The organism is Agrobacterium sp. 22-210-1 (assembly GCF_053522525.1).
Window position 1 is genome coordinate 1031639 of sequence record NZ_JBNWCI010000002.1, and the last position, 13424, is coordinate 1045062.

The following is a 13424-nucleotide window of genomic DNA, read 5'->3' on the forward strand; positions in this document are numbered from 1 at the left end:
TCCTCAGTGCCGGATACGCGGATCGAGCAGCGCATAGGCGATATCGATCAGCAGGTTCATCAGGAAGATCGCCAGCGCCGTCACGAGAATGGCGGCCAGAACGACGTTGAAATCGCGCTGAAGAATGGAATCGATCATCAGCTTGCCGACACCCGGAAACCCGAAGATGGTTTCAACGATGACGGCGCCATTGAGAAGGCTTGCGGCCTGATCGCCGATGACGGTGATGACGGGAAGCATGGCGTTGCGCAGGGCATGGATGAAGATGATCGGCCCGGATTTCACACCCTTGGCGCGCGCCGTTTTCACGTAAGCCGACGACAAAGCCCCGATCATCGAGCCGCGCACCACCTGCACGATGATACCGAAGGGGCGCACGAACAACACCGAGATCGGCAATATCCAGTGCAGCACCGAGCCCGTGCCTGATGTGGGCAGCCATGCGAGATTGACGGAAAAAACGACGATCGCCACGATGGCCAACCAGAAATCCGGAACCGAAGCGCCGACGAGCGAAATAGTCGAGGCCATGCGGTCGAAAAAGCCACCGGACCGGAAAGCCGCAAGCGAGCCGACAACGATGGCCGCAGTGGTAACCAGCGACATGGTGATGACCGCGAGCCAGAGCGTCCAGTTGAAAGCCTCCAGCACCACATCCAGCGCCGGGCGGGCTTTTCGGAGCGATTCACCCAGATCACCCGTCATCACATCACCCGCATAACGCAGGAATTGCACCATCAGCGGATCGTTCAGCCCATGCAGCGCGCGAAACTGCTGCTTCAATTCCTCCGAAGCCTCCACCGGCAAAAACAGCGCGGCCGGATCACCCGTCAGGCGGGACAGGAAGAAAACCATCACGATGAGGCCGATCAGGGAGATCAGGCTCGCAACGGAACGTTTTCGGATGAAGCTCAGCATGGTTGCCTCCGGGTTTCAACGCGGCGGCAAGGCTTTCGCCCTGCCGCCGCTCATTGGCTTAAGGTTCGGGGCTTTATTTGATGCCGATTTCCGAAAGCTGCAGCATCGAGTTGGTGGCAATGGTGGGCTTGAAGTCCAGACGTTCGGAAACGCGGGAGAAACCGACCATATGGAACAGCAGCACATCGGCCACGACATCATCATGCAAATAGGCGATGAGTTCGGACCAGAGCTTGGCGCGCTCGTCACCAACAGCTGCGGAGGCGCGTTCGATCAGGTCATCCACCTTGGGGTCCGAGAAGCCGGACTGCGTGCCCTTGGTGGCATATTTGAAGAACATGGTGAAAGACGGATCGCCCTTGGAATTGTCGTGCATCGCGGCGACGATCTGCGGTCCACGACCTTCCTTGAAAGGCTTGGAATAATAGCTCTCGTGTTCGGCCACTTCCACGAATTTCAGGTCGATCTTGAAGCCGACATCCTGCAATTGCTGCTGGATCGCCTCCATGATTTCGGTGACATTCGGGAAATTCGCCGTGCGTGCGATGATGGTGATCGGCGTATCCACCTTCACACCGGCAGCTTTCGCTTCTTCCAGCAGCTTCTTTGCGCCGTCAGGGTCGTAAGGGAAAACCTTGACGTCGGGGTTCCAGCCAAGCGTCGTCGGCGGAACGAGCGCCGTGGCCAGCACAGCACCTTCCGGAACCAGCGTGCCGAGGAAGGCCTGACGGTCGATGGCGAGGTTGAGCGCGCGACGCACCCGCACATCGTTTAGCGGCGCGATGTTGTGGTCGAGGCGCATATAGACCGTCTCGCTATCGAGATAGGAAAAATCGGTCTTCGAATTGGTCGCGTCGAGCTGGGAAATGGAGGGCGAAAGATCGGCCTCGCCGGTCTGCACCATGGCAGCGCGAACCGAAGGATCGGCACGGAAAAGATATGTCGCTTCCGTCACCTGCGGCTTCTTGCCCCAATAATCGTCACGTGCAGTCAGAACGATCTGCTGGCCCGGCGTCCAGTTGGTCAGCTTGTAAGGTCCGGTACCGACAGGCTCGCGGATGAATTCCATCTTGGTTTCTTCAGGAACGATGGTGACCAGCGACATCAGCAACGGCAGAATGGGCTGGGCCGGGTCTGTCTTGAAGTCGATCGTGTGGTCGTCAACAATCGAAGGCGTCACCGTCATGCCACCGAAATAACGGCGGGATTCGCAGGCGTTCTTGTCGCTCATGATACGCTCGAAGCTGTGCTTCACGTCCTTGGCGTCGAAGGTGGTGCCGTCAGAGAACTTCACGCCTTCACGCAGATGGAAGCGCCAGCTTCCATCGGCATTCTGCTCCCATTTTTCGGCAAGCCGCGGCTGAACGCCGTTCTTGCCGCGCACATCAAGCTCGGTCAGCGTCTCGCTGACATTTTCCATGATGATGCGGCCAATGTTGGAGCGGGTCGCCATGCAGGGCTCCAGCAGGTCAGCCTCTTCCGCCAGCACGATCTTGATCGGCCCCGATGCCGCAAGCGCCGGCGAAACCGCGGCGCTGAGGGAACCCAAAACAAGGGCGCCCGCAATCAATGACTTCTTCATTCCGTTCTCCTCCCAGATCAGAAATTCAGCAACATGGCGGCGTGCCGCAAGGGGTTTTAAAAAAAGCCCCGCCTCCTGCATCGAGGAGCATGGCGTGCGGATGATCGTCTCCTCCACCCGTGAACAGAGCATCGACGCTATCACATTTTTTGTCAATTTATTTTTCGTAAGCATTTTTTATTCGCGCCATAATAACAATTTTTATTATTTTAAAACAGATAATTAGATAAAATAATCAAAACCTATAAGATCCGTTTTTTGTCTAAATAAACTTGACAACTTTTCAAATATGCCATTTTCATCAGGCCAAGAGGAGACCACGATGACCCCTGATGACATCGCTCACGCCATGACCGGAGCCATCCGCGCCACGTCAGAAAAACGGCAGGAAGCGCTTCTGCCGTCGCCGATGATCCAGAACCACGCGAGCTTTCTGCACTTGGCTGATGACGGCGCTTTGCTGTGCGCGTGGTTCGGCGGCACGCTGGAAGGAAAATCGGATATTTCGATCTTCGCTTCCGTGCTGATGCCCGGCGCTACCAGCTGGGGCGCACCACAGCGCCTGAGCCACGATCCTGCCCATTCCGAACAGAACCCGGTTCTTTTCACCGCGCCGGATGGCGCCCTCTGGCTGTTTCACACCGCCCAGCCCTCCGGCAATCAAGACGAATGCCGCATCCGCATGGCGCGTGTTACCCGTGATGCGACGGCACCGGAAAAGCTCATCTCCGAAGAGGGGCGTTTTCTCGATCTTCCGAAGGGCTGCTTCATCCGCGCGCCGCTGCGCATTCGTGATGACGGCGCCTGGCTGCTGCCGATCTTCCGCTGCATCCAGCGCCCCGGCCAGAAATGGAACGGCAGCCATGATACGGCAGCGCTTGGCATATCCAAGGACAATGGCCTGACGTGGCACTTGCAAGACCTAGGAGATTCGACCGGCTGCGTGCATATGAGTCCTGTTGCGGGCAGTAATACGCGCTATTCCGCCTTCTTCCGTCGCCGGCAGGCCGATTTCGTTTATCGCACGGAAAGCGCCGATGGCGGCCGCTCCTGGTCAAAGCCACAGCCGACCGACGTGCCGAACAACAATTCCTCCATCGCCGCAATCAGGCTCGGTGACGGTCGGCTGGCGATGATCTGCAATCCCGTCAGCGCTGCGCAATCGAGCGACCGGCGCGCCTCGCTTTATGACGAGCTTGGAGAGGATGACGGCAGGCCGGAGGCCGATCCGACAGGCGGATGTGTGCCCGTCTGGGGCGTGCCGCGCGCGCCGGTTTCCATCTGCATCTCCGATGACGATGGGCGCAGCTTCCCCATCCGTATCCTGATCGAAGATGGTCCAGGCACCTGCCTGTCGAACGATTCGACTGACGGCCGCAATCTGGAAATGTCCTATCCATGGCTTCTGGAAGCGCCGGACGGTACGCTGCACGCAAGCTACACCTATCATCGCCGCGCAATCAAATATGTCCGGCTGGCGCCCGGCTGGGCCGAGGCCAAGGACGAGGAAAAAAGATGAGCAATATTATTGGCATCACCATGGGCGACCCCTGCGGCGTAGGCCCTGAGGTCACCGTCAGGGCGCTGGCTGAAATGTCCGCGCCTGACCGGGCCGCGACGCGGATTTACGGCAACCTCGCCACGCTTCTGGCGGCGCGGGATGCGCTTGGCGTTGACATTGATCTCTCGCAGCATGTGGTTGACCTGCCCATCGAGGGCGCGCCGCTGCCCTGGGGTACACTGTCGCCGGTCGCTGGTGACGCCGCTTTCCGTTTCATCGAAAAGGCCGTGCGCGATGCCGAAGCGGGCGCAATCGGCTGTATCGTCACCGCACCGATCAACAAGGAGGCGCTTAACCTTGCCGGTCACCATTATGACGGCCACACCGGCATGCTGCGCAGCCTCACCGGCTCTTCGGCCGCCTATATGCTGCTTGCCTCCGAACGGCTGAAGGTCATCCACGTATCGACCCATGTCTCCCTGCAAGACGCCATTCGCCGGGCGACGACAGAGCGGGTGCTGGCGACCATCCGCGCCGGCAATGCCCACCTGAAACGCATCGGTTACGAGCGGCCGCGCATCGCGGTTGCCGGCATCAATCCGCATTGCGGTGAAAACGGTCTGTTCGGCACCGAAGATGACGATCAGATCGCCCCGGCGGTCGCCGCCGCACGCGCCGAAGGCATCGAGGTGCAGGGACCGATTTCCGCCGATACCGTGTTTCACCGGGCCTATTCCGGCGCTTTCGATCTCGTCGTGGCGCAATATCACGATCAGGGCCATATCCCGATCAAGCTCGTGGCCTTCGATACCGCCGTCAACGTTTCGGTCGATCTGCCGATAGATCGCACCTCCGTCGATCACGGCACGGCCTTCGATATTGCCGGCAAGGGCATCGCCAATCACGGCAACATGAATGAGGCCATCGCCTATGCCCGCAAGCTCGTGGCGGGCAAGAGCGCGAAAGGATAAACACCATGTCCATAGCTCCCATTCTCCTCCATCAGCCACGCAGACTCGCCGTTGGCGCAGGCACCATCGCGCAGGTCGGCGCCTTCGCTGGCAAAACCGCGTCGACCCTGGTGATCGCCACGCCACTGACGGCGAAATTCGTCGACCGTCTGCAATTGCAGGGCCCATTCACGGTCTTCGATGCCATTCCCGGCGAGCCGGACACGGCGACACTCAATGCAGCATTGACGGCAGCACGCGCCGCCAAACCCGATCTCGTCATCGGCCTCGGCGGCGGTTCCGTGATGGATGTGGCAAAGCTGGTCTCCGCGTTGTGGAATTCCAACCAGACGCTCGAACAGGTGGCCGGACCGAACAGGGTCACAGGGCGCGATACACGGTTGGTGCAAATAGCCACCACTGCGGGCACCGGCTCGGAGGCCGGTATCCGCTCGCTGATCACCGATCCCGTCAAGGGCAACAAGATCGCGGTCGAAAGCCCCTATCTCATCGCGGATTTCGCCGTTCTCGATCCGGAGCTGACCTATTCCGTGCCGTCAGCCGTGACGGCAGCGACGGGCGTGGATGCCATGGCCCATTGTGTCGAAGCCTTCACTAACCGCAAGGCTCACCCGATGATCGACGGGTTTGCCCGCATGGGCTTTGCGCTGGTCGGCAAATATCTGGCGCGCGCCGTTCGCGATGGCGCGGATACTGAAGCCCGTGAGGGAATGATGCTTGCCTCCTATTATGGCGGCATCTGCCTCGGCCCGGTCAATACGGCGGCCGGCCACGCCATCGCCTATCCGCTCGGCACGCTTCTCAACCTGCCACATGGACTGGCGAATGCCATAGTTTTTCCGCATGTTCTGGCCTTCAACCAGCCTGCGGTTTCAGCAAAAACAGCGGAAGTGGCAGATGCGCTGGGGCTTCGCGAGCATCTTTCGCCTGATGATCTGCGCAAGGCGGCAACGGATTTCTGCGCCGGGCTCGGCATCGAAATGTCGCTGGCAAGGCATGGAGCGACAGAGACCGATCTTCCCCGTTATGCCGAGGACGCACACGCCATCCGCCGGCTGATGGACAATAATCCGGTCGATATGAGCCTTGAAGATGTACTCGGCATTTACCGCCGCGCCTTTTGAAAGAATGGCCGGCGCGCCTCCGGGCGCATCGGCCTCAATCCGAATGCGAAGACTCGAACAGACGGTCGCGCGATCCCGTTAGATGCTGGAGCATCAACTGACGCGCCGCCTCGGCATCTCCATCGGCTATAGCCTTCGCAATGGCCTCATGCTCGGCAAAAACGCGCGTCAGGCCGGAGGCCTCGCGCTTTACCGACATGCCGTGGAACTTCATTCCCATCGCGATATGATCTTTCAGAGCCTCCATCGCGGTGGAGAAATAACTGTTCCTGGCCGCCCGCGCGATGGCGAGGTGGAACTGGTAGTCGGCATCCTCACGGTGGGACTGGCGATTGGTGGCGTCCCGCATCAATTCGAGCGCCTTTTTGATCGCCGCAAGCCTCTCGCCATCATGCCGTAATGCCGCCGCAGCGGCCGCGGCCGGCTCCAGCGTCAGCCGGAATTCGTAACAATTCAGAAGGTCGGCGACATTTTCCAGCTGGCCGAAGCCGAGCGGCTCGCGCAGGCCGAAAGCCCGCACATAGCTGCCGGACCCTCTTCGGGAATAGATAAATCCCTGCTCGCGCAGCCGCCGCAGCGCCTCACGCACCACCGGCCTTGAGACCTCGAATTCCATCGCGAGTTCGTGTTCTGTCGGCAGCCGTTCGTCCGGCTTGTAAGCACCGGATTTGATCGCCCTGTGCATTCTCTCGAAAATAATGTCCGGAAGTGCCTTGCGCGCCGTTTCTTTCATCAACCCCATCTGGTCAGCTCTCTCCAGCGTCGTTTACGCCAAGCATCATTTTCGCAATGTGTTTCAACGTGTCAGCTTGCCCAAAACCGCCGGACTTCGCAATGATGCATTGGTCGCCACACCAGCCGACGCCCAGGCCCGGCAGACATTCGCCGGCAAGACGCAGCCGCGAAATGCCCATGGCGCGCAGCACGGCTTCGGCCGTGGCCCCGCCCGACAGAAGCAGCCTGCCGGCACCTGCGGTGAAGTGCGGCACAACGCCCTCCGCCAGCCGATCGGAAACGATAAGCGGTGAAAGATCTTCTGCCCCTTGCGTTGCACGAACAAGTGTCAGGCCGGAACCATCATGTGCATGGGAAGGCACCGCACCATTGGGCGCATCGATAATCGACGCAAGCCCGGCACGCTCAAGCGCTTCGATTTGCTCTACCGTAATCGGATCACGCGAACCAACGACGAAAAGTCCCTTGCCGGCCGGAATGATCGCCGTCTCGGGAACAGTCCGCCCCGTCATTGCCTCGGCCAGCGCCTCGGCAAGCCCGCGCGCGCCGACCAGAAGATCGACGCCTTTAGCCTGTGCGGCGACAAGAGCTTCCCGGATGTCGCCCTGCGATCGCGTGTCGGGTATCGTGCAGCGACCAGCATGTCCGCCGAGCTTCTCATGAACCGGAATGACGACATCAATGCCAAAGCCGGATACGGACCCGCCAACAACGATACGTCCAAAATCAGGGATGGCGGGCGCGACAAGCGCGTGCCGATAGGACATCGCATCCATTTCAACCGCAATATGCCCCTTCAGCCGGGAATCGACCTTCTTGAACAGGATGGTATCCGCTGGAACCAGCGCCAATAGTGACCGCGTGCGGTGCCCGGCTTCATCCGCATCACCGTCACGACAACCCAGATTGACGCTGAGAACAGCAGGCGCATCCGCCAGTGCTGCGGGTACACCGTCAAGCCCGATCGCAACCTCAGTCGCCAGCCCACGCCCGGCAAAGGGTGCGGCGGCGTCGAGAGCGCCTGTCAGATCATCGGCGAAAATCAGCAGCACGGGCGGAGCTTTCAAAAAAGTTGTAATGTTTTACCTCAATAAATTTATTTATAATCAATAGATAAAGAGATGTGAATAACAAAAATTATTATGCAGGCTCTCGGATTGGCCTGCTGGCCATGAAGAGGCCCGCCGGGCCGTCGCCGAATTCAGAAACGATGGAGACAAACGGCAAACGCGGCCCGCCGGCATGCAGATCTGCAGGCAAGGCGAAAGACGACAAACAGGATGTCGCCGCTAGATGAACCGGAAAGGCAGCCCTGAGATAAGCGCTTTGACAAAACGCTTCTTTTGAAAGCGCCCGTTCAGCGAAACACGCGGCAACTGCGTTGGCTTTTCGAGGCTGTGAGGGCCAAGAACACCAGCCTGCGTGGTGACCGCCACGGAAAACCCCGCGTCAAGCACCGCCTGCGCCTCACGCTCTGCCACGGCCTTTGTCCAGCCATAGGGATAAGAAAAGGATTGTGGCCGACGGCCGACATAAGCCTCTAACCGGCGGGTCGATTCCCTGATCTCTTGCGCCAGACGCGCGGCATCTATCTTGCGCATATTCACATGCGTCATGGTGTGTGCGCCGAAATGCACGAGAGGATCGTCCGACAGCGCCCTGAGTTCGTCCGCATCCATGACAAGCTCATCCACGATCGCTATGGGATCGATGCCGTGCTGCCTCGCGACGCGGTCGATCCTTTCCACTGCCTCATCCTCTGAAAAGTTCTGCACGAAATTCTCCAGGCGCGTGAATGCTTCCGCCTTCTGCTGAGGCGTGGCGGATGTCACAGGCTCCGACCCAGAGCCGAAATCGAAGTCAAACGATGCGGCTTTTTGCGTCAGCGCAGCCGCGGTTTCCCACCACAGGCTGCGCGTCCGCTCAACAAAACCCGGTGTGATGAAAATCGTGTAGGGAACGCCATATTTGCGGAAGACCGGCGCGGCATGATCGGCATTATTGCGATAACCGTCATCAAGCGTGAAGGCGCAAAAAGACCGGCCTTCGCGATTGTCGGCAAGCAGCGCCGGTAAATCGTGCAGGTGGACGGGAACGAGACCACATTCGAGTGCGGCCTGTATCGCCTCTTCCAGAAACTGCGGCGTGACGGACAATTGCACATTGGGCGCAAAAGGCGAGATGGCCGCCCCCGGGCGCACATGATGAAGCGTAAAGATCACGCCACGCCCGGCAAGGGACGGAAATGCGGCGCGGACCACGGGCAGAGAACTCGCCTCCAGCCCGGCCCTTATGGCTCCGTATTTCAAGAGGCGCTTTACCGGCTGCCAGGAAACCGTTGCGGATTGTTTTGACTTCAGGCCGGGTAGAACCCGTTTTTTGACGACTCTCCACGCGGTGAGCGGCAGATCGATAAGACCCGGCAAGGGATCATTCAGTGCAAAAGCGGCCCAGCTGCGGATTTTGCCCAGAGACGCAACGTAGTCGCCGATATCTGCCTTGCCGCGCCGGCTTAATGTAAAGGCGGCAACCGCATCACGGACAAGATAGGACCACGACACGCCTTGTCGCACAGTCTGGGACTGGCCGGCGGGTACGTCATTGGCAACCTGCCACAATAACGCGCCAAGATCGACGCCCGCCGCCGAACTGAGCCCGAACCACGACCATGGGCGCGGATTGACATCGAGAAGCTTCAGCGAACCATCCCTGCCGTCGAATTTGAATTCCACCTCGACCAGACCGCTGTGGCAGGCCGATTTTAATATCGTCCGGGCCGCCTCGGTCGCCTGATGGTTGTCGACAACCTCGACGCAGGTGCTGGTATATCCGAAATCAACGGGATATTGACGCGTGCGCCGGGCGGTGAATTCGGCAACCGGTTCTCCGTCGCGCCACAGCGCCGCATAGGAAAACTGGCTTTCTCCGCCGCCAGGAATGAGTTCCTGCACAACGACATTGCCTGCGCCTATCTCTGCGCTCGCATCGGCAAAGGCAGTTTTCAGCGCCTGCCGGTCATCAGCGCGAACGACCTTCGCCCGGGAGATCACAGTATCGCCGCCACCCATATTCGGCTTGAGAATGACGGGAAACGTCGCGTCCAGCGCGTCGATGTCAGCGGTCGATGTCAGCGCATAGGTTCGGGGAAAGCTGACGCCAAGCGCCGCCGCGCGTTTGTAGAGCAGCGGCTTCTCACACAACCATTGCAGGGATTGCCAATCCGGCAGGATGATTTTGTAAAGGGCGGAGAGTTCTTCGCGATGTTGTGAAACGAGCTGTACCTCGCCATCCCCGGATGGCACGAGCAGACAGCCCTTCAGATGATGCTTTTCGGCCATTTCCCGCAAAAACGGCAACGCCCCGGCATCGTGCGGGCCGGCCCAGCGGATCGTTTCCCGCACGAAACGCGACCAGCCCGGCAGGGGTGAATCATGGGTGAGATAATAAACAGGCACATTCAGGGCGCCAAGGCTGCGGGCAAGGGCAAGCGTGCCGTGAGCGCCGCCGACAATAACAACACCTGGAATGGTCAAAGCCTGATCCCCGTCCTATTCCGTACCTTGATCGCAAAAATTGATAAATAAATTGGATATTTCTAAAGTATTGAGCGGTGGACGATCGAACTGCCGGAGCCGAAGCGCTTCTTACTCTCCTGAGCTTCTTTCAGCGCTTCGGAATTTGCTTCGAACTGAACGGGAACCGCCTCACGCGTCTTTGCGGACGGGGCGCGGCTCGCCATTGTCGTCCACCGCGACCATGATGAAGACCGCTTCCGTGACCTTTTCGCGCGAATCCTGATAATGCCTGCGGGTCCAGGCCTCGATCTTGAGCGTGACGGAGGTACGCCCAACCTTCTCTATCCGGGTATAGACGCACAATGTATCGCCGATCTTGACCGGCTTCTTGAAGACGATTTCATTAACAGCCACGGTCACGGTGCGGCCGCCGGCCACATCATTGGCGCGGACGAAAGCGGCAAGGTCCATTTGCGACATCACCCAGCCGCCGAAAATATCGCCGGCCGGATTGGCGTCGGCGGGCATCGCAAGCGTTCTGAGGGTGAGTTCCATATCGGCGGGCGGTTGCTGATCCATATGTCAAATTCCTTTCACAAACCTCCCGCTGCCGGACTTAGACAACAGCGCTTCATCAGCCAATAGCTGATTTATCGCGGCAGCCCTTCCAAAACAGCAAGGAATCACAAAGCCATCGTAAGCTTCGGTTAACCATGATGGGGCACGATTCCAAAAAACGCGAGGGCGTGCGAATGGCCTATGACTGGAGTGGGAACAACACGATACAGCAACGTTACGACCGCATCATCGTGGTGGTCGCAAGCGTTATCGCCGTTAGTCTGGCGACCGGAACCATTGCCCTGCGCTCGCAGGCGGGACCGGAGACCACCATAAATCTCGCCAAACAACAGCGGCTCGACCTGGAAAAGTGGCATTTGCGGCTGTGATCAGCAGCGACCAACGCAAAGGGTAACATAGCGAGACGACTATTGCGGATTGCCATCGCGCTTGGCGATATTTTCCTTCGGTACGGCGTGGTCCAGATGGGCGACAGCCGGGGAAAGAACCGACAGAAACGTCTCAGAGCGACCGATATAGATGATCGCCGCGCCGTCGATGCCGTTCAAAACCTCGGCCAGCGTATCCTGCGTCTGTTTCTCCAGCCCTTCCAGCAAATCGTCGATGACAACGAATTTCGGCTTCAGCAACAGGGCATTGGCGACGCGGATGCTGGCCTGTTCGTCCGGATCCAGTTTCTTGTCCCAGCGGATGTTTTCATCGAGACGGGGCGCCATATCGCCAAGCCCGCACGCGATGAGCGCCGCGACATAATCCTCCTCGGCAAACCGCTGCGGCGCACGTGGGTAGGCCAGAATTTCGCGCAGCGAACCCGTCGGCAAATAACCATGTTGGGCAATGAACAGCGTGTCGGATTGTTCGGGCATTTCTATTCTGCCCTGCCCCCAGGGCCACAATCCCGCCATGGCGGCAAATAACAGCCGCCGGTTCACGCCCTGCTCGCCATTGATCATCAGCCGCTCGCCCGGCCCGATCTCCACATTCTCCTCACGCAGTCTGAAACCGCGCTCCACATCCTGCCCGCCTGCATCACGGCAGATCGTGACCGACCGAAGGCGGATCTTTTCATTCTCCGCACTCCGTTGCAGATCAATCGCCAGCCCGTGCTGTTCGACGCTGTCCATCTGGATCAAGGCGTTGCGAAACACCGAGACGCGCTGCAATGTCGCCTTCCAGCTGGCAATCGGGCCGAAATTGTCGATGTACCAGCGAAGCGCGGTATTGACCTGGTTGAAGGCGCCGACAGCCATCATCAGCCCGCCAAAGGTAAGGTTGCCGGAAAAATAGACCGGGGCAGCGATCAGGATCGGCGCAACAACCGCCAGCCAACCATAGCCCGACGAAACCCAGGTCAGATGCGTCAGTGCCATGGCCAGCCCCCGGATCACACCGAGCACGGCATCAATATCGACACCGATCCGCCGCCGTTCATTCTTTTCACCGCGGGCCAGCGCAATCGCGGCCAGATTTTCGCTGGCGCGCATCAGGGAAAAGCGCAGTTCAGCCTCTTTCGAATAACGTTCGGCGTTCAGCCCAACCAGACGATAACCGACAAGGTTGCTCAGCAAAGACGCAGAACCGGCATAAAGGATCGCGGCCCAGACCATATACCCGGGAATAGGGACAAGATCGCCATTGATGGTGATGGAGAAACCCGCCGACAGGCCCCAGAGAACACCGATAAAGCTAATAAGCAGGATCGTTGCGTTCACGAGACCGATGGACAGCGCCGTGCTGCTTTCGGCAAGGTTGCGGACATCGTCATGCAAACGCTGGTCCGGATTGATGGCGATCGTGCCGAAACCGGCAAGACGGGCGGCGCGGCCCGGTTTCAGCCATTGGTCCACCATATCCTTGGCAAGACCCTCGCGCATGTTCAGCGCCGTCATCTGGTTGAGCCAGGTCTGGATGACGTTGAGCAGCAGCAGCAGCCCGGCAATGATCGCGAAGACCTCGAGCTGGTGAATGAAGGCATCAAGATCGCGCCGCTCCAGCGCATTATAGAATGGCGCATTCCACTCGTTGAGGCGGATCTGCCCGTAGGCCGTCAGCAATATTACCGTAAGCAGAGCAAACGACAGCAATATCAGCCGGTTACGCACCGGCGATGTCCAGAAGGCATTGCCCATCATGCGCAATTGCGCAGGAAAATCGAGATCGAAACCCGAAGGGTTAGCCGCGCTCTTGCGCTGATCGTCGGTCACGGTTGTTGCCATTCATTCCATTCCGAAACGTCAGTCGGCAAAGAAAGCGGGTCGCGATTCTGCGCCTTGCGATGCCAAGCAATAACACGCTGTTCGACCTTGTCCACAATCCCGGCGAAATCCCGGCGGCGGCGATTGAAAAGCGCGGATAGATCTTCGCGCGGGCAAACCTCGCGGCCCGTAGCAACAATGCGGATGTCCCCGGAAATGATCCTTGCTTTCTTTTCCTGCATTGCACAAAATCCGAATAATTTCAGAGGGGCGGATAAACCGCATAGACCGGAAAAACCGGGCA

12 protein-coding genes are annotated in these 13424 nt (G+C 59.1%); 4 read left to right on the forward strand and 8 right to left on the reverse strand.

Going from position 1 to position 13424, the window contains the following annotated elements; all coding sequences use genetic code 11:
- Positions 1 to 3: 3 nt before the first annotated feature.
- Both ACQZ5F_RS17760 and ACQZ5F_RS17765 read right to left on the reverse strand, forming a co-directional pair.
- Complete coding sequence (locus ACQZ5F_RS17760; RefSeq protein WP_052819382.1) at positions 4 to 918, reverse strand: ABC transporter permease; 915 nt, start codon at positions 916 to 918, stop codon at positions 4 to 6.
- 73 nt (positions 919 to 991) lie between these two features.
- Entirely contained in the window at positions 992 to 2500 is a 1509-nt protein-coding gene (locus ACQZ5F_RS17765; RefSeq protein WP_046800045.1) for an ABC transporter substrate-binding protein, read from the reverse strand.
- Between the two features lie 322 nt (positions 2501 to 2822).
- On the opposite strand from ACQZ5F_RS17765, the gene ACQZ5F_RS17770 reads away from it, so the two are divergent.
- From ACQZ5F_RS17770 to ACQZ5F_RS17780, 3 genes are read left to right on the forward strand one after another with little or no spacing between them, the layout of a single operon-like run.
- On the forward strand, positions 2823 to 4019 hold the full coding sequence (locus tag ACQZ5F_RS17770; RefSeq protein ID WP_052819381.1) for a sialidase family protein: 1197 nt from the start codon (positions 2823 to 2825) through the stop codon (positions 4017 to 4019).
- Positions 4016 to 4972, forward strand: coding sequence for a 4-hydroxythreonine-4-phosphate dehydrogenase PdxA (gene pdxA, locus ACQZ5F_RS17775; RefSeq protein WP_046798990.1), 957 nt, complete (start codon positions 4016 to 4018; stop codon positions 4970 to 4972). The genes ACQZ5F_RS17770 and pdxA overlap by 4 nt, the downstream gene beginning before the upstream one ends.
- A 5-nt stretch (positions 4973 to 4977) precedes the next feature.
- Positions 4978 to 6096: an iron-containing alcohol dehydrogenase gene (locus tag ACQZ5F_RS17780; RefSeq protein ID WP_082178867.1), complete on the forward strand. Its 1119-nt coding sequence runs from the start codon at positions 4978 to 4980 to the stop codon at positions 6094 to 6096.
- 34 nt (positions 6097 to 6130) lie between these two features.
- On the opposite strand, the gene ACQZ5F_RS17785 is transcribed toward ACQZ5F_RS17780, so the two are convergent.
- The 4 genes from ACQZ5F_RS17785 to ACQZ5F_RS17800 all read right to left on the reverse strand — a co-directional run bounded on the left by ACQZ5F_RS17785 (position 6131) and on the right by ACQZ5F_RS17800 (position 10925).
- Complete coding sequence (locus ACQZ5F_RS17785; protein ID WP_046798992.1) at positions 6131 to 6838, reverse strand: FadR/GntR family transcriptional regulator; 708 nt, start codon at positions 6836 to 6838, stop codon at positions 6131 to 6133.
- A 4-nt stretch (positions 6839 to 6842) separates the two neighbouring features.
- Entirely contained in the window at positions 6843 to 7883 is a 1041-nt protein-coding gene (locus ACQZ5F_RS17790) for a four-carbon acid sugar kinase family protein (protein ID WP_225338853.1), read from the reverse strand.
- Positions 7884 to 8120: 237 nt separating this feature from the next.
- Complete coding sequence (locus ACQZ5F_RS17795) at positions 8121 to 10364, reverse strand: polysaccharide deacetylase family protein (RefSeq protein WP_225338854.1); 2244 nt, start codon at positions 10362 to 10364, stop codon at positions 8121 to 8123.
- A gap of 171 nt (positions 10365 to 10535) precedes the next feature.
- Positions 10536 to 10925 (reverse strand): acyl-CoA thioesterase, encoded by a 390-nt coding sequence (locus tag ACQZ5F_RS17800; protein ID WP_046798994.1) that lies wholly within the window; start codon positions 10923 to 10925, stop codon positions 10536 to 10538.
- 134 nt (positions 10926 to 11059) lie between these two features.
- Here ACQZ5F_RS17800 and ACQZ5F_RS17805 point away from each other — a divergent pair, with 134 nt between their 5' ends.
- Positions 11060 to 11293, forward strand: coding sequence for a hypothetical protein (locus tag ACQZ5F_RS17805; protein ID WP_080842860.1), 234 nt, complete (start codon positions 11060 to 11062; stop codon positions 11291 to 11293).
- 39 nt (positions 11294 to 11332) lie between these two features.
- Here the strand turns inward: ACQZ5F_RS17805 and ACQZ5F_RS17810 are convergent, their stop codons facing one another.
- Positions 11333 to 13141 carry an ABC transporter ATP-binding protein/permease gene (locus tag ACQZ5F_RS17810; protein ID WP_225338856.1) on the reverse strand — a complete coding sequence of 603 codons (1809 nt, stop codon included), beginning with the start codon at positions 13139 to 13141 and terminating at the stop codon, positions 11333 to 11335.
- Positions 13126 to 13362, reverse strand: a complete 237-nt coding sequence (locus ACQZ5F_RS17815; protein ID WP_046798996.1) for a hypothetical protein — start codon at positions 13360 to 13362, stop codon at positions 13126 to 13128. Before ACQZ5F_RS17815 ends, ACQZ5F_RS17810 begins: the two co-directional genes overlap by 16 nt.
- Between the last annotated feature and the right edge of the window lie 62 nt (positions 13363 to 13424).

What these genes read in the sequence shown, in the direction of transcription:
- ACQZ5F_RS17760 (WP_052819382.1), bottom strand. Translation starts at nt 918, where the DNA reads ATGCTGAGCTTCATCCGAAAACGTTCCGTTGCGAGCCTGATCTCCCTG.
- ACQZ5F_RS17765 (WP_046800045.1), bottom strand. Translation starts at nt 2,500, where the DNA reads ATGAAGAAGTCATTGATTGCGGGCGCCCTTGTTTTGGGTTCCCTCAGC.
- ACQZ5F_RS17770 (WP_052819381.1), top strand. Translation starts at nt 2,823, where the DNA reads ATGACCCCTGATGACATCGCTCACGCCATGACCGGAGCCATCCGCGCC.
- pdxA (WP_046798990.1), top strand. Translation starts at nt 4,016, where the DNA reads ATGAGCAATATTATTGGCATCACCATGGGCGACCCCTGCGGCGTAGGC.
- ACQZ5F_RS17780 (WP_082178867.1), top strand. Translation starts at nt 4,978, where the DNA reads ATGTCCATAGCTCCCATTCTCCTCCATCAGCCACGCAGACTCGCCGTT.
- ACQZ5F_RS17785 (WP_046798992.1), bottom strand. Translation starts at nt 6,838, where the DNA reads ATGGGGTTGATGAAAGAAACGGCGCGCAAGGCACTTCCGGACATTATT.
- ACQZ5F_RS17800 (WP_046798994.1), bottom strand. Translation starts at nt 10,925, where the DNA reads ATGGATCAGCAACCGCCCGCCGATATGGAACTCACCCTCAGAACGCTT.
- ACQZ5F_RS17805 (WP_080842860.1), top strand. Translation starts at nt 11,060, where the DNA reads ATGATGGGGCACGATTCCAAAAAACGCGAGGGCGTGCGAATGGCCTAT.
- ACQZ5F_RS17810 (WP_225338856.1), bottom strand. Translation starts at nt 13,141, where the DNA reads ATGGCAACAACCGTGACCGACGATCAGCGCAAGAGCGCGGCTAACCCT.
- ACQZ5F_RS17815 (WP_046798996.1), bottom strand. Translation starts at nt 13,362, where the DNA reads ATGCAGGAAAAGAAAGCAAGGATCATTTCCGGGGACATCCGCATTGTT.